The 19,300-nt window shown below is 63.0% G+C and carries 11 protein-coding genes and 1 pseudogene; 8 read left to right on the forward strand and 4 right to left on the reverse strand.

The window, feature by feature from the left end; genetic code table 11:
* The first annotated feature begins 824 nt into the window (after positions 1-824).
* A complete protein-coding gene (locus D7Y15_RS35115) occupies positions 825-1,352 on the forward strand; it encodes an integrase core domain-containing protein (protein ID WP_121755319.1) in 528 nt (175 codons plus the stop codon).
* 354 nt (positions 1,353-1,706) lie between these two features.
* On the opposite strand, the gene D7Y15_RS35120 is transcribed toward D7Y15_RS35115, so the two are convergent.
* From D7Y15_RS35120 to D7Y15_RS45400, 4 genes and pseudogenes are all read right to left on the reverse strand, one after another.
* On the reverse strand, positions 1,707-4,622 hold the full coding sequence (locus D7Y15_RS35120) for a cell wall anchor protein (RefSeq protein ID WP_121755312.1): 2,916 nt from the start codon (positions 4,620-4,622) through the stop codon (positions 1,707-1,709).
* A gap of 492 nt (positions 4,623-5,114) precedes the next feature.
* Positions 5,115-5,333 (reverse strand): annotated as a pseudogene (locus D7Y15_RS35125) (transposase); the annotation flags it as partial.
* A 1,248-nt stretch (positions 5,334-6,581) separates the two neighbouring features.
* Positions 6,582-7,091 carry a hypothetical protein gene (locus D7Y15_RS35135; protein ID WP_121755315.1) on the reverse strand — a complete coding sequence of 170 codons (510 nt, stop codon included), beginning with the start codon at positions 7,089-7,091 and terminating at the stop codon, positions 6,582-6,584.
* Positions 7,092-7,375: 284 nt separating this feature from the next.
* Positions 7,376-9,190, reverse strand: coding sequence for a YecA family protein (locus D7Y15_RS45400; protein ID WP_233605213.1), 1,815 nt, complete (start codon positions 9,188-9,190; stop codon positions 7,376-7,378).
* Between the two features lie 985 nt (positions 9,191-10,175).
* On the opposite strand from D7Y15_RS45400, the gene D7Y15_RS35150 reads away from it, so the two are divergent.
* The 7 genes from D7Y15_RS35150 (at position 10,176) to D7Y15_RS35170 (ending at position 19,202) form a co-directional block, all read left to right on the forward strand.
* Positions 10,176-11,135 (forward strand): hypothetical protein, encoded by a 960-nt coding sequence (locus D7Y15_RS35150; RefSeq protein WP_121755316.1) that lies wholly within the window; start codon positions 10,176-10,178, stop codon positions 11,133-11,135.
* 820 nt (positions 11,136-11,955) lie between these two features.
* Positions 11,956-12,888 carry a lecithin retinol acyltransferase family protein gene (locus D7Y15_RS35155; RefSeq protein WP_121755317.1) on the forward strand — a complete coding sequence of 311 codons (933 nt, stop codon included), beginning with the start codon at positions 11,956-11,958 and terminating at the stop codon, positions 12,886-12,888.
* Between the two features lie 307 nt (positions 12,889-13,195).
* Entirely contained in the window at positions 13,196-16,594 is a 3,399-nt protein-coding gene (locus D7Y15_RS44410; RefSeq protein ID WP_148712946.1) for a VPA1262 family protein, read from the forward strand.
* A 114-nt stretch (positions 16,595-16,708) separates the two neighbouring features.
* Positions 16,709-17,893 (forward strand): GNAT family N-acetyltransferase, encoded by a 1,185-nt coding sequence (locus D7Y15_RS44415; protein ID WP_148712947.1) that lies wholly within the window; start codon positions 16,709-16,711, stop codon positions 17,891-17,893.
* A gap of 163 nt (positions 17,894-18,056) precedes the next feature.
* Positions 18,057-18,476, forward strand: coding sequence for a hypothetical protein (locus D7Y15_RS46060; RefSeq protein ID WP_233605212.1), 420 nt, complete (start codon positions 18,057-18,059; stop codon positions 18,474-18,476).
* On the forward strand, positions 18,466-18,720 hold the full coding sequence (locus D7Y15_RS35165; RefSeq protein ID WP_199746019.1) for a hypothetical protein: 255 nt from the start codon (positions 18,466-18,468) through the stop codon (positions 18,718-18,720). The genes D7Y15_RS46060 and D7Y15_RS35165 overlap by 11 nt, the downstream gene beginning before the upstream one ends.
* A 164-nt stretch (positions 18,721-18,884) precedes the next feature.
* Positions 18,885-19,202, forward strand: a complete 318-nt coding sequence (locus tag D7Y15_RS35170) for a hypothetical protein (protein ID WP_148712948.1) — start codon at positions 18,885-18,887, stop codon at positions 19,200-19,202.
* Positions 19,203-19,300: the final 98 nt, after the last annotated feature.

The raw sequence follows: 19,300 nt of genomic DNA on the forward strand, positions 1-19,300 counted from the left end.
CCTCCTGCTTCAGCTTCGCTGCCAGCTCCTTCGACTCCATGCCCACGCGCTCCTCCTGCTTCGAATCGAGCGCTCACCTCCGCACGTCATCCTCCTCCCGTCACGACGGGGGCGGGCGAGGAGTTACGAAGTCCTCGTCGAATCTCCACCGCGTCCCCCGGCTCCGCTGCGCCTCCACCTCCTGCTTCAGCTTCCCTGCCAGCTCCTTCAACTCCATCCCCACGCGCTCCTCCTGCTTCGAATCGAGCGCTCACCTCCGCACGTCATCCTCCTCCCGTCACGACGGGGTCGGGCGAGGAGGTACGAATGGCAGGATGCGGGCCTTCGTAAAGGCGCTGGCTCAGACGTTGCGCTCGGCCTTGCGGAGCCGTTCGGAACTGGCTCTGGAGAATTTGGCTCTTCGCCAGCAACTCGCAGTCTTTCGCGAGAAGCACCCATCACCGAGGCTTGCTCGGGGCGACCGCCTCTTCTGGGTGTTTCTCCAGCGCTTCTGGCAGGGGTGGCGGAGGCCATTGTGCCTGGTTCAGCCGGCGACAGTGGTGAAGTGGCATCGGATGGGCTTCCGGCTCTTCTGGCGCTGGAAGTCCCGGAGTCGGGTGGGGCGGCCTCGGGCAACTCCGGAGCTGCGCGCGTTGATTCGGCGCATGGCTGAATCCAACCCGACATGGGGTGCCCCGCGCATTCATGGGGGGTTGTTGAAGCTGGGGATGGAAGTAGGCCAGACAACGGTCGCTCGGTACATGCCCAGACCGGGAAGGGGAGCGCCGAAACCGTCACCAACATGGCGGAACTTCTTGCGCTTGCATCTGGCGGAGTCCGCGGGGATGGACTTCTTTGTCATTCCGACTGCGACGTTTGGAGTGCTGTTGGGATTTGTGGTTGTGAGTCACCGGGACAGGCGAATCCTCCACCTCAATGTGACAGCGCACCCGACGGAAGAATGGACGAAGCAGCAGATGCGAGAGGCCTTTCCCTGGACCAGTGCTCCGAGGTACTTGCACCGAGATAGGGACAAGCTCTACTCGGAGGGTGTTCGCGCCACGCTTACCCATTTGGGGATTCGCGAGGTGCCGAGTGCAGCACGGTGTCCGTGGCAGAATCCCTATGCGGAGAGAGTCATCGGCTCGATACGTAGGGAGTCGCTGGACCATGTCGTCGTCCTGAACGAAGCCCACTCTCGGCGCCTGCTGCGCGAGTACCAGCGCTACTACAATGCGAGCCGGACGCACCTGTCGCTCGGGAAAGATGCGCCCGAGACGCGTGAGGTGCAGGGCCCGGAGCACGGAGCCAAGGTGATAGAGCTACGGGAAGTCTTCGGGCTCCACCACCGGTACGAGCGCCGCGCTGCGTAGAGTCTCGGTCCTTCCAAGAACACCCTCGTAGACCCGCGCGTGCTGCACCAGGCTACCTGCGTTCGCAGGAGGGGCGGGGAGTGCCCACACGCAGGTAGCGCGAGGTGTTGAGGCGTCTGCGCCGGGCGTAATTCCGACCTCTGTCAAGCGGAAGGGAGGACCCAGCGGCTCGTCATGCGAATCGCTCACGTCATGACGCGCGTTTTGACGCACTCATGACGCAGCGACTGAATTTTGGGTAGGCACACCGCGTGAACGGCGGCGCCGAGCGCGAGCTCCCAGCTCGGAACAGCAAGGCCGGCCATGGGGACGTGCCCCACGACCGGCCTTGCTCCTCGGCGTGTCGACGCGGTCCTACCGCAGGGGCACGCGCTTGAGCCTGAAGGGCGAGGGGCTCTCGCTCATCGTGAAGTAGCTCGCGCCGTTGGCCTCGTACTCGATCGCCTCACCCTGGCCCTCGGAGGTGTCGGTCAGCGTGACGGGCGTCGCGAAGACGGCCGACTCGAAGCCAAGTCCCGGCGTCGCACGGAACTCGTAGACAGTGCGGTAGGTGCGAAGGAGGAAGCGATCCGCGCATGGGTGGATCGCCGCCGCGGTCGCGGCCGAGAAGTTGGCGTCTCCGTTCAGCGGCAGCTGGATCGTGTGGACGTGGATCAGCGTGGCCTGCACGCCCGGCGTCAGCGGCTGGGGGAACTTGTACACGCCGCTCTGCCCCGTGCCCCCGTTCTTGGTGACGACGTAGATGTCCCCGGTGGTGGGGTGCACCATCAGCGACTCCGCGTCCTTCGCGCCGTCCGGATAGACGAACGGGAAGGCCTCGGCGACGAGCCCCCCCGAGGTCTGGCCGTTGGCGAGATCCGGCTCGGGCACGCGGTAGATCGTGAACGACGTGGGGCTGCCACCCGGAGGGAAGTTGGCGCTCCACTTCCCGATGTCACCGATGAAGATGCACGAGCCGCTCGGGCAGGGCCCGGTTGCGAGGTCCTCCCAGTCGGCCGGCGTCACGTTGGTCACGTTGAACGTGCCGATCGTGCTCGCGTTGAGGGTGTTGATCGCGACGATCGCGGTGGTGTCCTCGTTGTGCACGTAGAGCGCGTTGCCGACCACGCGGCTCGCGGCCAGGCCCGAGGGCTCCACGATTTCCGGCGCGGTCACGGTGCCCTGGAGCGTGAAGGTGCTCGCGTACGTGTCGCCGACCATGCAACTGGGGGCGTTGGCGGCGCGCAGGACGATCACGTGCGCGGTGTTGGTCTGCACGAACGCGGAGCTGCCGGAGAGGCCCGTCTGGAGGCCCGGCGCGGTGAGCGACCGGTAGGCCGCATTGAAGAGCAGTCCATTGGTGTGACCCAGGCACGCGTCGAAGGCCTCGGTGAAGCCGAGCGGCGGCTCGATGCCGGTGGCAGGGCAGGTGGCGTCCGGCCAGACCTGTGAGCCGTACCAGACGGCGAGGCCACCCGCGCTGCCGGTCACCACGTCGGGCACGGTGAACGACGCGGAGTCGCCGTTCTTCTGGCCTGCGTGCACGTCGATTGGCTGGATCGGATCGACGCCGCTGAAGGCCTCCACGCTCCCCGCCATGTGGGTGGTCGCGTCCAGTCCGAACGCGTAGCTCGCGGGCTCGGAGGCGCCCGCGACGCGGTAGAAGATCCAGGTGCGGATGGCCCAGGCGCTCTGCTCCGAGCGCAGGAACGTCCAGCCGGCGGGCGGCGTGACGGTCGCGGAGATGTTGTTGCGCACGGTCACCCGCGCGATGAGCGCGTCGTTGGCCTCGGTCCCCGACGGCTTGGGGATCGACAGCGAAGCGATCGACAGGCCGCTGTGGCGTGAACTCCCACGCAACGCGACCCCCGAGGACGGTGCGACCTCGGCGCGGCGAAGGGCGACGACCTGCGCGACGTTGGTCTCGGCGAACGTCGAGCTCCCGTTGAACGGTCCCTGGATGCCGGCACCGGCGAGGGGCATGAAGGCGGCGTTGAAGACGAGGCCCTGGGACGAGGACACCAAGCAGGTGTCGTAGGTCTCGGCGAAGCCCACGGGGGGCTCGATCGCCGGGGTCGGACACGCGGCGCCGGTCCACGCCTGCGCGCCGAACCAGACGGCAGCCCCGCCCGCGGTCGAGGTGCTCAGCTGCGGCGTCGTGAAGGCCGTCGAGCCGCTGTTGCTCTTGCCGGCGTGCGTGTCGATCGGGTTGGCCGGATTGACGCCGGCATACGCCACGAGGTTGCCGACGAGGTTGCTCGCGATGGAACTCTGGAACGTGTGGCTCGCGGGCTCGCTGGCGGTGGCGACGCGGACGAAGACCCAGCCGCGGATGCTCCAGGTGCTCATGTCGGTGCGCACCAGCGTCCAACCCGCAGGCGGGGTCAGCTCGGCGCCGATCTGGTTCCGGTTCGCAAGGTGCGCCAGCAGCACGTTACCGGCGGCGACGCCCGTAGGGGTCGAGAGGGTCAGGCTGGTGACCGTCTTGCCGCTCGCGTGCGTGGTGCCGACGAGGGTGATCTCCCCGGTGGCCGGCGGCTGGAGGGGACGCAGCACCACCGCGTGCGTGATGTTGGTGTTGGGGAGCGTGGAGCTGCCGGTGAAGGCGGGCTGGGCACCTGCGGCCCCGAGCTCCGAGGTGGCGGCGCTGTGCAGCACGCCGAGCGACGACGAGACGAGGCAGGTGTCGAGCTGCTCGGTGAAGCCCGTCGGAGGGGTGTGGACCGCGGGGCACGCGGCGCCTCCCCAGACCTGGGCCGAGAACCACACTACGAGGCCGTTCGCGGACGACGTGGTGGCGACGGGCAGCGCGAGGCTCGCGCTGTTGCCATTCTTCTGGCCCACGTGCACGTCGATCGGCTGGAGCGGATCCGCGCCCGACACCGCGACCAGGGTGGCCGCCATGGAGCTGGCGAGGTCGAGGGTGAAGGTGTGACTGCTCGGCTCGGCCGCGCTGGCCACGCGGAGGAAGAGCCAGGACTTGATGGCCGAGGCGCTCTGCTCGGAGCGCAGCAGCGTCCAGCCAGCGGGTGGGGTGGCGACGGCGGTGACGGCCTCGCGATTGCTCAGCTGCATCACCAGCACATCTCCGGCGGCCGTACCGACGGGGGTGGGGATGGAGAGGGTGGTGGTGGCCAGGCCGCTCGCGCTGGTGGTTCCTCGCACGGAGAGCGTGGAGAGGCCCTGGGCCGTCGTCGCATCCTGTACGTCGTCGGGCTGCGCGAGCTCAGTCGTTCCACAGGCGGCCATCAGTAGGGCGGCCGCGAGCCACAGACTTCGGAATGGGGTCATGGGGTTTCGATCGGGTGTCGACTCACCGGACTGGAGGTCCAGGAATCGGCCATGTGAAGGACCCCGAAGTGCGAAGCGCAATCGACTGTCATGACACGGGAAAGCTGCCGTGAAATGGTTGGGATCGTCGGGTGTCATCGAAAGAAGGTGGCAGTCCTGTCCATGCGGTCACGCGGAGTACTTGGAGAACGCGAAGCCCAAAGATATCTGCGCACGGTGCAAGGGCCGAAGGGCGGTCGGCACCCCGAGGGGTGGGCCTCCAGGCAAGCCTCGTGACCGTGGCTGTGACCGGCTCGTGACGTCAGCAGAACGGTGCTGACATCCTGTGATCTGGAGCGTGCCTGGAACTGTGGGCTTCGTCGAGCTCGTGGGGCACGAAGCCCTTGGAGGCCCTGCTCTTCGGGCGTCCGACCAAGAGGGAGTCGATTGGGGTGTGCTGTGTTCGTGGCCGCTGCGTGATGTTTGAGTTGCTCTGCGTCAGCAGAGCCGATCTCAGAATTGGCGCATGAGGATGAGAGCGCAGGCGAGGTGGAGAAACCCGAGGAAGTTCTCGGCTTTCACCTCGTAGCGGGTGACGAGGCGCCGGAAGAAGCGGAGCCAGGCGAAGTAGCGTTCCACCTTCCAGTGTCGCTCGTAGCGCCGCGGCTCGCGCCCGTCCTGGGGGGCCTTGCGCTTGCGGCCCCTGCGGTGTGGGGCAATCACTTTCACGCCACGCTCGTCCCAGACTCGCTCGTCGAGTTCGCTCACACCTGCCGCCAGGTATCGAACCGCTGCGGAAACCCATCAGACTTCAGTGGGTTGTCTCGCTCAATTTCGAGATTCTACGCTGCCCACTTTGGTAAGCGCGACGCTTCCCGGAGGAGGCCCTTCCTCCGGGGTTGCCTGGCGCGGGGCGCCTTGGGACTGAGAGGCGTTGGATGCGCCACGCACCAGCGGGACCGCCGAAGCACCACGAACCCGCAGGAGGGTGGCCACTGTGCGGAGTCTTGGCGCTCTCGGAGGCTCTTGGGGCGCTCCGGACCGGAGTTCCGTCCACCTCGCGTGGCAGGCAAACACCCCCCGTGAAACGGTGGCGGAGGCTGCTGATCCGAGGCTTCCGACGGGCCTTCACTTTGAGTGCTGACTGGGAGGGCTTCTCCCGACCTTGCGCCGCCCCCTTGGGGACCAGCAAAGCAGGTCAGAGACGCAACCAGAAAGCAGAGAGACGCCTTCCCAGAAACCTCAGAGCGGAAAGAGCGGGTCACCGGGGGAATATTGTTAACCACCGCCCCAAAAGTTAACAGCACTTGTTAACCACTCTCGGCCTCTCTCTCCCCAAAACGGGCGAAAGAGCACTCCAGAGAGCCCAGTTGGTGGCGGAGAAGAGGGGGTCTCTTGCTCTGCGGGGTAGAGAGTCGAGAGCGCCCTCTTCAGCACCGCGAGCCAAAATCCCTTGGGATTCAGCGGCTTAAGCACGAAGGCCCCGCGATGTCATCGCGAGGCCCGTGTTAAACAAAAAGGGCCCTACCAGTTGGTAGGGCCCTTCAAGTAGCTCCCCGACTGAAGCCCTGCGCGAACTCGTTCTCGGCGATTCTCTGAGAGGACTCAAACTCTCTGAGGGCCGAAAACCCGAGTGATATCCAGTGGTTTCAAATAGGGGCTCGGGGCCCCCTTCAATCGGGGACCGGTTGAATGTCCGCAAACTACATGGTGGGTGACCTCCCGTCCATGGTGCTGAGCCTCTCGGTGCCGCTTCACAGAGAGTGCGTTCTGGTGGTGGGCGTGGACTTGCGGGTGAAGCATGGGGTGGGTGAAAGTCGCATGTCTTCGAGGTGTGCGCAGGCACAGGGCCGAAGCCCAGTCCATGTGACCTCGTGGCCCACGGCGGCCGGCTTGGCCCGCCAGAGAAGCTGCCCCAGGGACCTGAAGGACGCCTACCTGCGCGAGACGGGAGAGCCTCTGGACCTGGACTGATGGCGCCTACGAGGCGGCCCCCGCGCGCACCCAGCGCCACCAGCGCCGCACCAGCGAAAGAAGGATGGCGGGAAGGAACGCTAGCAGCGATGCGGCGGCGACGAGCCAGTCAAAGGAGAAGTCCAAGTCGTCGGCCAGCCAGGCGCGCTCGGACGCCAGAGCCGTTATCTCGGCGGCTCGTAGGCCAGCGACTCGCCCAGAAAGGCTCCACAGGTGGCACTTGACCAGCATCCTCCAGGCCTCGTCCTCCTTTCTCTCAGTGGCCTGGAGTTGAGCCAACAGCCCCTCCTCGGGAACTTCCTCCCACTCAATGTCCTTGGGCGGAACCTCGTCGGCGGCAGCGCGCCCCTTCACCTCGGGCGGCGGCGAGACAGGCCCGCGCCACGCAACGAAACACGCCCTGTCCTCCCTCACCACAACGTGATCGTGGAGCTGGACAACCAAGACGCTGCCGCAGGCGAGCGCCCCAGTCACAGCGAGCAGCCACAGGGCAGAGAGGTAGAGGCGGTATCCCATGGCCGGACCCTAGCAAGCCTGGCCACTGGCGGCGTGCCGGGCCACCAGTACGAGGGTAGCGCGGCGGTGGCAGGCCTTAGCGGCGGCGGACGTTCCCCCCTGTGTCAGGGAAGAAGTCGCCTCGGCAGACAGCACGAGCTGACGAAGCCCCTCGTGCGCGCCTCGCTCACTCGCATTAACGCACTTCCGAATGTGGCCTTGACGCACTCATGACGCAGCGACCGAGTTTCGGGTAGGCACAGCCGCGGATGGATGGTGAAACGTTCTGGAGTGGGAGCACATGGCTACTTGCGAAAATGCTGCTTGATACGCGCTACCAGCGCGTCTTGCGCTCGTCGGAAGAGTGGGAGCCGCTCCTTGGAGGGGGCATTTACATGGCTGCGGATAGTGTGATGAAACGTCAAGACACTGGGGTCTGCCTGTAGGCACCGCTCGAGGAGCGTGATCGGGTCTTCTCCGTGCGCAACCACGGACAGAAAGACCTCAAAGCTTGAGACATCGAGCACAAGAGGAGCCTCTACCCCAGCCTGCTGGAGAAGGCCTTCTTGCTGAAGCTTGCGATTCAGCCAGCGCGATACATAGAGACTCTCTCCCACGCGGTCATAGGTCAGCACCACAGGAAAGATTCGGGACGAACGCGACAGCACGGGTTCGTGCGCTCCAGCACGAATGGCCTCAACCTTCTTATTGAGGAGCCTTAGAGCTCCTCCTCGCTGGTCGGCGTTCGCCTTGAAGAGAAAGAAGTCGTCGAGCCAATCCACCAGTGCCTCGCGGGATTCGGCAGCGCGAACATCCTTCTCCAACATCAGCCGCGCCTTACAACTGAAGAGCACCACGCCGCGCTCGCCAGCGAGGACGACATCCTCAATTTCATCGGCTCCGCCAAGGCTTGAGGGGATAAACCGGAACTCCTGGTTCGGAAATGCTGGCTCCCGTTCGGCTTCTTCCGCAAGACGTCGGCAGTAGCGCTCAAACAACACGCCGAATATCCCGAACCAGGTCTCAGCAGTAAATCTGCCCCGACGTGCCTTCATCGCCGCCATGCAGCGGCCCCAATAGCCATACGCAAGTTGGTGCTGGACGAGCCAGGGAGATGCGGCCACGAGTACCCCTTCCTCGAATTTCACAAGAGGATACCGATAGAACTGCCGCGGGAAGCGGATCACTCCACTGGCGGCAGACTGTGCCTGGAGATCAGTTCGTGCGGCGGCGATATCGATGGCAAGCGAGTTCAGAAAGAGCGCTCCCCCAGCTCCCCCATCAGTCATTTTGGAACCCCACCGCTGAGGATTCAAGATGGGACTCTCTCCCTCCTTCGTCATCCACAACTGGCTATGGAGTGCGAGGGGCCCGAGGTTACGATCCATGAATTCTGTGAACGAGCAACCGAATGCCTCTTCCTGAAATTGTCGCCACTCTTGTTGGGTTGAGAGCCCGGGATGGTTAGGTGGGCCGCACCCCATTATGAGTTCGGCCCGCACTAGTTCTCGAACAGGGTCCCCACTGCGGTTGAAGCGAAGTGCATGGCAGAGGTCTGCGACCAGTCGCTCTTCTTCAGTAAGCTGTTCCCCGCTCTTCGTCCAATCACCAGCGTAGTCGTTGAGCGCAAGTGCCCACCAAGCAAGCTCAGCATCGGACGGCGTGCGTCCAGTCTCCGTACCCTCGCTTAGCGCAAGTGCCTGAAGAAGGTAGAGAACCTTTTCGTGGAGGATGGACCGGCCGGGACGTGCGCGCTCCCTAATGGCTTGTGCCGTCTTCTGCATAGACTCGTCGGGCGACTGGCTGAGAGCATCCAACGCCCATTTTGTGAAGCGTGAGAGTTCGGTGTTGAGATTGCTCTTGTTGACTAGAGCCGCTGCGAACTCTGCTATCCGTATGAAGGTTGCTCGGCGGTCAAATCCTCGAAAGGCTTCAAGGATCCTGTCCGGAGGAATTCGCTCCCCGAGTACTTCGGCTAGCGTCAGGTATGCCGAAGCGGAGGACTCGTTCTGTTCCTCGAACTGGTCCGCTTCATGCGAGCCAGCGCGTCCGCCGCAGCACCACTTGTACTTGCGTCCACTCCCACAGGGACACTGCTCATTCCGCCCGACTTTCGGCATCACGTACCCGTTCGCTTGCGTTTACCGAGGTCTCGTCACTCCCACTGCCTATTGTGCACTGAACCGCCAAGCGCGGAGGAGCCCTGCTGTGTTGGTCCTTTCCGGACCTTCCGAGCAGCGCGGAACGAGCCCACAGGCAGTGGTGCGGCTGCCGATACTCAAGGCCGGGCAGGGAGGCCTTCGACCTGGAGGCTCCGCGCTCAAGAGCCTCGGCTGAATCCTATGCACGAAGAGACCTCCATGGCCCATCCGCTGGGCAACGGCGTGGCGGCGGAGCCCCTGGGTCAGGGTCCACTTCGTTCACTGCTGCCGCCTACCTCCCTCGGGGTATTGCCGCTGGCCGCGCGCCCGACGCCTACTGCTGCCGGAGGCGCACTGCATGCGGGTGCGGCTGACGCAGTAAGTGGAGCAGGAGGCCGACTGCCGACGGGAGCTGGCGGTAAAGGTCTTCGTCCACGCGCGGCGGGGCGGCGTCGCCGAGCTTCCCGCTCGCGGGCGCTGAGTGGCGCGTGCGGTGGCTGCGTGTGCCGGCGGACCTCAATCTCCAGGGCGACAACGGCAGGGCCACGGCACGGATGTCGGCGTCGGGGCTGTCCCGTGGGCGGAATGTCGCGAGTGCCTGGCCTGCCCGGGACACCTATGTCGAGGTTTCGGACGAGGCCTGGTGCCCTCGATGCTGCCGTCCTCGGGGAACGATGGGGGACGAGGTGCCGCGCGCGACGGGGCCCGTGTTCCAGGCGGCCCTGAATGCGGAGGTACCGCGCACGACGTGGCCGTGCGCCGGGTCCTGGAAGGTCGATTCGGCATCACCTCCATCCGTGCCGCACGCGCAGTTCTGCGGCGTGACGAAGCTGACGCGTCGCGTAGCGGCCGAATTTCAGATGGTTAGGCGTCCCTGACGTTAGCGGGACGGCCACCCATCAGAAAAACGAGGGGCGGCGGTGCCCCTGTCAGATTCGAACAGGTCGGGGGCTACGGTCGCCGTATGGACCACGACAACTCACTCCTTGGCACCTTCTGGCGCCACCTTGAGGCCTCCGGCTTCCAGAGTGCCATCCAGCAGCACTTGCCGCCGGGAGCAGACCTTCAACAGGGCCTCCAGGAGTTCAAGCTAGCCGCAGCCAAGATCGGGCTGGAGGCCTACGAGGCAGAGGTCCGCGGAATCCGCCTGTGTGAGGCCGTGGGGGACGAGCAGAACTTTCCAAACCTCTTCCGCATTCATGTGGGCCTGCGTGACATGTTCACGCTGGAGCTTCCAAAGGAACTCCAGGGCTGGGCCGAGCAGGCCATGGCCGCCGGTGCGTCCTCTAGCGACGAGCTTCAAACGCACCTCGGAAGGATGGCGACCGATTCGACTCTCGCGGCTGGAGAGCGCTCTCTCGCGTGCTTCGCTCTATTTGAGCTTCTCTGTGCAAGCCTGTTCTTCGCGGAGTACGCAGAGCGAGGACAGCTTGCTGCGCTTGGCGTTGAGCGTCGTCACCTCGATGAACTCGCCCAGGAGAAGCTGACGCTGTGGCTCCAGCTCCCGGCTGAGCAGGCCATGGAGGTTCGACCGCTCAACATCATGCTTGCTGCTGCGATGAGAGACCTCATGGTCGGGGGCGAAATTTTACAGCAAAAAATACTCACATGGAGCACCGACATGGTTGTCGATGCTCAACAGAGGAAGATTCTTGAACGGCGCCTGCAGGAGATGAATACGCCCGACGCACTCCTTATTCGCAATGCCGCAGCGGGCCTAGGTCTGCTTGATGAGCAATATGTCACCATCGAGACCTTGCAGGAACAGCACTCCATTGTGCTCGGCGGCACGAAACGGAACACGCTCGACCAACGAATCAAGCGAATCAAGGTCAGCATCGCTGATGGCAAATGGCCCAAGCGAAAGTCAAAGGCCATCATCGACCTTGCCTTTCCGCAGCTTCCGACGGAGGACGAAGAATGAAGCCGCTAACTTGGCTCGCCGTGGCGAAACTGCTGTCCAGCCAGCCGCCTGGTTCGAAACTGCGGCTGCGGCGCTCCCTTACCCAGCACCCCAAAGATGGAGGGCTGGTGCCCACACAGGGGGTTCCCGTAGGCCAGAGAGCCGACTACCGCCTCGACTACGGCGGCGAGCAACTTCTCTACATCCAGGACTTTGGAACGCACCTTGAAGCACGGCTAGAGCAACGCCGCACTCCCGTTGCCCGGGCACGTACTGAGACTTCGGCTGAAGCGCCTGATGTGGATGCAATGCTCGGAGCAGCCGCTGTTGGTGGACTCATTGGGCTTCTGGTCGGGCGTAGCAGCAGCTCCGTGGTCACCGGACTCGTGTTGGGGGCCGTGGCTGGCCTCGCCGCGAATGCAGCGGAGTCAGCACCTGGGGCGATGGCCGCGATGCCGCAGAAAGCTGGGGGGCTTCCGTCGGCAAAGCTGGGCCTGGCGACGGGCACACCGAGGTTCGCATTCCCATCTACGAGGGCCCTGTCAGAAACGGGCAAGACGGCTGGTACACCTCTTTTGGCGAAAGCGAGCTTGGTACGAACCGCCCCGACCGAATCAAACCCGCTGAAAAGGGCTCTGTCAGAAGCAAGGAAGGTAGCTGGTACACCTCAAAGCACCAACATCAGCTCCGCAGCAGACGTAACGAGCACAAAGGCTTCGGAAAAGAAGGGGCTGTCAGAAACGACGAGGCCAGTCGGTAAAATCGATGTCGCCGGGCGAACCTCGACAACGAAGTCTCAACTGAAGGTCCCTGGGCAACCAGGAAAGAAAGGGTCAAAACCATGAATCTTTACAATCAGATCGGCACGAGTGCCCTCGTGCCTGCCGGCGACCTTCTGCCGGGGCAGGTCAACGCCATCGTCGCAGCGAGTCTGTACCAGCTTGGAGACCATTTGCGTTCCACGCGAGGGGTGTACACGCACCACGGTATTTACGTCGGCGAGGGCCAGGTCGTTCACTATGCCGGAGACCGCGCTAAGGATGCCGATAGCGCTCGGGTTCGGTTGGGCACCCTCGAAGAGTTCGCGGATGGTCATCCCATCGAGGTCGTGCCCTATGGCACGTGCCTCCCCTCGATTGAAGTCGTAATGCGCGCCCACAATCTCCTGGGCGAGGCCCGCTACAATCTCGTCCTGCACAACTGCGAGCACCTTGCAACGCTGGCGAAGGTTGGAGTGCCGTTCAGCACTCAAGTGCGTGAGGTCCTCGCCATCGTCGGCACTCCGCTTGCCGCGAAAATGGCTGCGACCTTTCTTGCGGGTGGTGCCGCGCTGAAGTTCGCTGGCGCCGCGAGGACGATGACGGCCCTGAGTGCCGCCGGCAGCCTCATTGGTGGTGGCCCGCTTGCTGGAGTGGCCGTCACCGGAGCAGCGGTTGGGGCGGTGTCCCTGACGACGCTTTTCCTGGCCTACAAGGACGCCCCCTTTGCGCCGGCCGTCGAGCGCCAAGCCCGCGCGGAAGCGCGCAGCACCGGCTGGCTGACCCTCTTGCTCGGCGTGCTCGGCACCGCGGCTCTGGTTGCTTTCCTTGGCCGAGGCAGGGGCGCAGCTCTGGTGAGTAGCGGGCTCAAGAGCGTCGGCAAGGTTGTTGGTGGCGGCATGGCGGCTGGTGCCGTTGTCTGCACTGGTGCGCCACTGGTTCTGGCGGCCGTGGGGGCTCAGACGGCCTACTCTCGCTCGAAAAAGAAGGGCGCGAAGGAGCCGGCGGGAACCTGAAAATCATCTGGAGTCGTACGTAGTGTTCCCTCCGCATTGTTGCCCTAGGCAGAAATGTGACGGGGCATGTCGTGCGTGCTCGCGTCGTAACGCTGCCGAGATGCTCCGCGGAACGCACATGATGCCTCGACCGATCACTGGACAAGCACCGATGCGGTCCGTTCCTTCATCAGGCCACCGAACGGCTTAGCACCCCCAAGAAGAACAGTCTGTTTCGCTTCCCACGTACCAGTCGTTTCTTCCAGCCGGTCACATGCCTTGTAGGTGGTTCTATGTATCGGCACTGCATGGCAAGGATGGGTGAAGGATGCAAGAGTCAGTATTGAGTGGTCTCATATCCGACCCGGAAATGGGGTCGCCAGATTCGCCGTACACGTTGACTCTCTGGCTGATTGAGTTGGAGCGCGAAACGGGCGTCGAGTCGCGCCTCTTGTACGGTTGGGCCATCCCCGCGACGTCGACGCCATCCCCAGAGAAGTGGCTAAAGACGAGCAATGATGCAGATCGTATCCGGCTGGCAGAGAGCAAGACCCGAGGAACGCCGCGCTCGCTGACGCTGAATCTCAAGATGAGGGATGCGATCAGCCTGGTGGGGTTGCTATGCGACGGTGCGACGTTGAAGGACGCGTGTGACATATTGTGTCTGCCTGCGCCAAGTTTAGGAGCTTCGCTTAGGCTTGGTCAATCTAGAGAGGATGTCTCCGGTAGATATGAAGTGCTACCACCGTACATCCAGCCTGCATCCCAGGCACTGACGCTAAGTGCGCCTTGGCTTCAGGGGCTCTCCAGCCCAATGGCGGATGCGCCTGCCCGCTGCGCGTCGGTATTCTTGGTGGACAAGTTATCTGTCATACGCGGTCAGGACGGAAAAGACCTTCCTGATGCCGACCATCTGCTCCGTAGTATTCTCGAGTATCTTTCGAGAGGAACGGGCCTTCGCTTCACCAGTTTAGATAGTGGTCGGTTCGGAAACATTGACATCTTTACATTTCCAGCGGCAGGGTCTTACGACGACCCCAGGGTCCACTATCGCCTGCGGCGGGATGCGGCTTGTGTCGAGCTGGACCTCGGCCCTAGTGCTGTCGAAACCAACTTTCTTGTTCGATGCCGGATCATCGTCGGCGACGTCATTGCCTCCGATACATGCAGGGAAGTCGTCGGAGGGGCACCTGTTTCGCTGGTGTTCCCAGCTCCAGCATCGGCCAACTTCGTGCTGGTGACGGTGTGGAAGCGAGATGCTCCAGAAGAAGATTGGCGCTTTTGGTACGAGGACGGACATCTCTACATTGAGAGTGTGTCCATGCTCGGGACCCTCTCGAGTCTAGAGGTAGATCTTCGGTCAGAGTGGCTGGACAGAGAGCGCAAGAGCCGCGCTGGATCTCGTGTGAAGCAGATGCAAATTGTCAGTCCAGCCAAGGATAGTGTGCCCGTGAATGTCTCCGTTGGCGCAAGTTGGCTGAAGGCAGACAGGGCTATGCGTAAAGAGGCCCGCAGGTTGTTTCCGCAACGTTCTGCCGGAGGGTTCTTCCCTAAAGGATGGGGTGACGATGGGCCCGGACTCTTGAGCTTCTTCGAATGGTTTCGGAAACTGCTGTCGTCTTCTAGCGAGGGGAGCTTGGTTCTTATCGACCCTTACTTCGGAGCGAGAGGCCTGGAATTGCTTATCCGGGCCGCGCAGCCTCATGTGACTCTGACCGTCCTGACGCAGTCGCAGTTGAAGTCTAAGGACGACCCGGATGAATCGCTAAACGCAGCGACACGGGAGCCGCGACGAGCCACCGAGATTTTGCGTGCGTGTGAAGAGCTTGAGCTTTTGCTTCGGCGAGTTCGACTCTCAATAAAGGACCTTCGGCGTAAAGGAGGCGGCCAAAAGGAGATCTTCCACGACCGCTATCTTCTTCTGGCTGATTCGTCTGGGCATCTGCGCTCCGGATTCCATTTGTCGAACTCTATTCAGGGCGCAACTGTGCACTCCCCGCTGTTGATTACTCCAATACCAGAAGACCTGCTCCCGGCAGTGGGGGATTACGTGCATTCACTAGAGGAGACTCGAAGCCTAAGTGCGAGTAATGCGGAGTGCATTGCCTTGTTTGATAGCAGCAGGCTTGCATCTGTGAGTGAGCCCTATCCGCTAAGTCATGTCGAAGTAGCTCCATTTTTTGCGAGCCTTCTGGGGGAGCCTGATCTGCTGTCCATGTCGGAGAGTGTTCTTTTTGACTCGCTCTCGATGCGGGGGATGGTGACCGGGCGCCCGCCGAGCCATCACTTCGACACGCCGGACGTCATCCTTGAAAAGCTCCCTCGATATGCCGCCGTCCTTGAGAGTCCAGCACTCGATAGAGAGGGCTTTGCTCTCGCCTGGGTGGCATTCGCGGCTTGGCTTTGGCGGACTTCTGACTCTGATGAAATACTGCAGGCCCTGATGCGTAGCTCTCTTGGGGGCATAGAGATGCGCCTCAAATCATTCCTGCTGGCTGCGTCAGAACGCCCGCCGCCGGCAGGGACGCAAGGCGTTCGTTTGGACGGCTGGCTTCTTGGTGTTCCGGGGACTGTGCGTGGTGAGTTTGTGAGCCTTGTTGATGGCTTGCGACATCTCCGCATGCCTCATGTGGGGCGTCAATGCTACGGCATAGAATATGCCGCCGAAGGGCTTGCGCACATCTCGTTGGAGTCGGTTTCGGCGGCGCTGGAGGGGCTGATTCAGCAGCTTCCTCCTGAGTCATCGAGTGATATCGACGGCGAGTCGGCGGCATTGTTCGCGGTAATTGGCGTGCTGTTGAACGCCCTTTTCGAGAAGCTATTCCCGGCGGGGCGAGCCCCGGTCGCACTCTTTCAGAGTGGTGCTGCTGTTGTTCGAGCGTTGGTTGTTGAAATGACTGAAATCGGTCTCGCCTCGGGCAATCTGTCCCTTGGTGAAGCTCTTCGGCAGATTTCATTTCTCGATCTCAAAGAGCAGCGAGCGGTGTTGGCAGGTTGGATTGTTAAGGCAGGTAGTCAGCACCGAGGAATTAGCTGGGCGTTTCCCTCTGTCAGGCCAGAGCTGGTTGGGGCACTTCAGCAATGCTGGGATTCATCCATGGAGGAGGCTGAGATTGAGCGACTGGTCCGCCGGATTGGTGGGTCGGCGATTGGGGCGATTGCAGAGGTGGTGGATTCGGAGTTGCTTCTTCCTCTTGAGCGGCAGAGTAAAATCACCAGTGATGTATGCCTTAGGTTGTGGGGAGGTGTGCTGCTGTCAATGCTAGACCCCTTCCAGGAGTTGGATCGAGCGAGTGGTCGCGAGAGACCGTATGTTCGGGCGGATGGCGTTTGGGGCTTGATGAAGGTGTGCTCGGTGGTGTTTGCCCGCGCCTCTAGTAAGGCTCAGTTGGATTTTATTGAGTCGTTTGATCGTGTTGTTGCGAGGGCGTTGAGGTGTGTGCGGGCTCCATTCGGTCGTAGTCGTGACGGAAATGGTTGGTCAAAAGCGGCGGAGTCAGTGCTGCGGATACGGGCCCTCGCTGGACAAACGCTGGTGCATCTTTTGAGGACTTGCCCGGAAGCCACGCCACCGAGGTCACTCGTTGGCCTGTACGAGAAGTCGGCGCTGGACTTGCCTGATCGCTTGCTTGAGCAGATGGAGGGGATTGGTGTGCTTAGGGACCTGCTTGCCACGATTCAGTCGGATGTTGAATCGGTGTCAAGCCGAGTTGATGGCGCATCGTGACTGTCGCAATGGAATCGTTAGCAGACGAGAGGAAGCCATGGCACGCCAGCAGGGAGTGCTCATCTCACCGGTTGGACCGCTTCGTAGTGGCGGTGAAGAACGGAGCAGGTTGCCATGATGATTAGCGATGGGCTTCTCAATCAGCTTTGGGAGGCTCACAAACTTCCTCACAGGAACGCGTCAAGTGTTGTGGTCACGGAGCACCGCGTTGCCGCCATGTTCGACGCAGAGTGGATGCATCGATTCCAACTCAACGACTTGGTATTCGACATGGAGCCGCGGTTGGCTCATTGCGGCATCGATTGCTTTACCCTCGCTCGCACGTTGGAGCTTCCCGTCCGCTACACCTTCTCTCCGCCGCGCCGCAAGACTCAGGCGGACTTTTCCGGAAGCGAGTCGATTCACGTCCGCGATGTTGCCGGGCTCCTTATCTGGCTTGAAAAATTGGGCTTCGCTGTCGAGCCTGCGGAGTTGGTCGCACGCGTAAAGCCGCAGCTCAACGCTAAGCGATACCTGACTGACTCAGAAATGTTCGTTCATCTGTACGAGACGCAGCGCGGGCGCAGCGAGGTGATTCTCGATGCTCAAGATGGTGGCTCGCCGGTTAGGGACGAGGTTTTGACTACGTTCCACGGCTATCGACTGGAAGTGCGGCTGAATTCCGAGGGACGGTGTGTGTCCCTCCGTGCGAGAGGGGCTAGGCATCGCGCGTCACGGAAGCCCAAGCCGTTCGACTATAAATGTCCCGAGTGTAAACAAACCTATTCGAAGGGCGACCGCGACGCCGGTATTTTGCATCGGCGGTACCACAATAAGTGGATGGCAGTGGTGCGGCCTGGGCCCAATCCAAAGTTTTCAGCGTTGAGCACGGCCACCGGAGTTGTTCAGGTGGATTCAGAATCTCCGCTCTGGCTCCGACAAGCCATGTACGACCGAGCTCTCCATTTTGCGCGAGAGCTTCACTTCGATTTTGCACAGTGGGACGTTGAGGAGAAGGACGGACCTGACCGGTGCGTTGGTTTTCTATTTGCCTCGGAAGATGGGTCGACTATCGCGGGAGCATGTGCTTTTCGCTGGCGCGAAGCGCAGAATTCTTCACCTGCCTGGGCACTGCAATGGATGTGGCTCGCTCCACCTTACAGGCGACGTGGCATTTTGACTCGGCATTGGCAGAGCTTCATCGCTCGATTCGGCGCCTTCCAGCTCGAACGCCCGCTTTCGGCCGCTATGAGAGCATTTGCCTCTAGGAGAGGCATCTCCGAGATCGAGGATGACGGCGGAGATCCCGTAGCCCGATAACTCGTCACGTCGCCTATCTGCACGAAGGGCGGCCAATAGGTGCGCGTCGGGAACCGTGGTCGTCTTGCCTTGCGCCCACCACGTTCACCGCCGACGCCTACTCCCCTCGGGGTATTGCCCCGCCCGTGCGCCCGACGCCTACTGCTGTCGGAGGAGGCCCTCCATGAGAATGCGGCTGAGGCAGGATGTGGAGCAAGAGCCCGACGGTCGGCGGGAGCTGAGGGTGGAGGTCTTCGTTCACGAGCGGCGGGGCGGCGTCGCTGAGATCCAGCCCGCAGGTGCTGAGTGGCGTGTGCGATGGTTGCGTGGGGCGGCGGACCTCAGCCGCCAGGGCAGCGGCACGGCCACGGTGTGGGTGACGACGCCGGGACTGTATCGCGTGCGAAGTGCGGCGAGTGCCCGGCGTGCTCGGGACGCCTATGTCGAGGTGACGGAAGAGGATGGTGCCCTCCGCGCCACCGTCCTCGGGGTGGACGACGAGGTACCACGCACGACGGGGCCCAAGCTCCAGGTACTGGAAGAGCGATTCGGCATCACCTCGGCCCGGGCCGCACGCGCGGCCCAGCGGCGTGATGCGGCGTGATGCGGCTGATGCGCTCGCGGACCAGCTCGAGGCGGGCCGCGTGCACGTCGTCCTTCCGCACGTGGTCCTCACCGTGGACGGGCTGGAGGTGCCGCCCCTCAAGGCCGTCAGCGACAAGCAGCTCGCCTACGCGCGCGCCGTCCGCGCGAGTGCCATCCATGGCTTCCTCAGTGTGGTGCTGGCGCGCAGCGCGAAGCTGCCACGCTCCAACGTTGAGGAGCAGATGCCGATGCTCGCCAGCTGAGTGCAGCGCCACCTGCTTGCGGAGACGGAGAGCCGCTACTGGCTGGCCGGCCATGCGCGCGCGGCCCCGGACATCGGCGTGTTGGGCGAGGCCTTCCGCGCAGCACGAACCGCGAAGGTGGAAATGCCCGCAGACCCGCTTCTTCACATCGACCTGGTGTGGCCATGAGCCTGACGATGATTTCGGGCCTCCTCTCCGAACTGGCTTCCCGCGTGGCCGAAGTGCCGCTCCTCTATGGCAGTGACCCGCAGTCGGTTGCGGAGGACCTGGCGGCCTGCGTCTGGGGCTGCCAGGCGGTGGAGTCCGAGCCCAACCTCATCGACGTCGCGATGCTAGGGCTGCTGGGACGTCACCAACTCGTCGTGCATCAGCTGCACGGCGCGGCGTCACAGCACGCTGCGATGGTCGATCTCCACGCGCTCCCCGACACGCCGCCCGCCCTGCTGCGCCAGCGTAACCGTCCGGCCAACGATGTGCCGTGAGGGATTGCCGGGGGAGCGGTTCGCGGCGGACGCTTCCGGGCATGGCGAAGCAGGTGGAGAAGCCGGAGTGGGCGCGCATCGCGGAAGCCTTCGAGGCC

It is taken from the genome of Corallococcus sp. AB030 (assembly GCF_003668965.1).
GTDB classification, from domain to species: domain Bacteria; phylum Myxococcota; class Myxococcia; order Myxococcales; family Myxococcaceae; genus Corallococcus; species Corallococcus exiguus.